Origin of the sequence: Vibrio sp. 10N.222.49.A3 (genome assembly GCF_041475145.1) — a bacterium.
Taxonomy (GTDB): domain Bacteria; phylum Pseudomonadota; class Gammaproteobacteria; order Enterobacterales; family Vibrionaceae; genus Vibrio; species Vibrio tasmaniensis_A.
The window spans coordinates 1-1,118 of record NZ_JBFRVM010000326.1; the positions used below are offsets into that span (position 1 = coordinate 1).

The following is a 1,118-nucleotide window of genomic DNA, read 5'->3' on the forward strand; positions in this document are numbered from 1 at the left end:
TCAGCACGCTTGGCATTTTGGGTTTGGGTTAAGTTCAGTGAGTACGGTGGTCAAATTAAGTGTCGTGGTCGCGTGCTTCACACCTTAATTGGGCGTTATGTTTCAAGTTTGGTTGTTGCCTTAATATTATTTACGGGAGAGTTAATGTATTTATTTACTGGTTGGAATGACTATCTTGCTTCCATTTTAAAGCTTGACAGATCAGATAAAGATTATGATATGGCTCATTGGTTATTTTGGGAGTATTTATTCAGAAAAGTTCCTGCTCAGCCAAGGAGGATCGTTTTACCTCCTAATTTTACACTCCCTGCTGAAATCGTAGCTGGGTTTAATTTTTTTAAAAGCTATTCTGAATTAGGGAAGGATCTAACTCCTTTTATGAGTAAAGGTGTTAAACGCGCTAATAATATTGATCCTCTACATTCACAATGGGGAGTTCGTCATTTTCATCTGGGAACTAAAATGGAAGGAGAGTTCGCATCAAGAACGGGTCCTCTTTTATTTACAGTGGTAAGAGACGAAAATATTTATGTTTTAGGTTTGTGGGAACATGGTGATTGGGTGCAAAAAGAAATTTTAAATGTAATTACTGATAATTGGCCGTTTTTAATTGAAAAAAATAAAATCACAGAAGCGGAAATTGTCAACTTGGATGACTCTCCTGAAAGTTTAGAATCTTCAAGAAAATATAAAACAAGTAATGCTTTAAACCTTACTGATGGTAATCAATATTTATTCGGGACTATGACGTTATCTGGTCATAGTATGTTCTCTATTATGGCTTATACCCATTTTATCCGTTTTTTCGGAATGCTAGAATTCAATGTTTCAAAGGTTTTACTCTCTAACTTTCCATTTCATAATGTAAAGCCTACTCTAAGTTTTGTAAACGAGAGTGTATATGTTTTATGCATTAATAGTGGTTTTCAACAAGATATAACTAGTGAGTTGTATCTTGAAATATCGAGAGTTTTTAGGATGTTGCGTTCATTTGAAACATAACAAATAAGGATTAAGGTGTTGCGTAGCCAACACTAAATCCCAAGTGTTGAACAAGCCCGAAGCCACTTTATTAAGTAAATTATTCGATGATGGTCGAGGGGCATTGCGCCTTGAAC

At 35.3% G+C, this 1,118-nt stretch carries 1 pseudogene; it reads left to right on the forward strand.

Annotated elements, in window-relative coordinates:
* A pseudogene (locus tag AB4589_RS25405) lies at positions 1-1,002 on the forward strand (hypothetical protein); the annotation flags it as partial.
* Between the last annotated feature and the right edge of the window lie 116 nt (positions 1,003-1,118).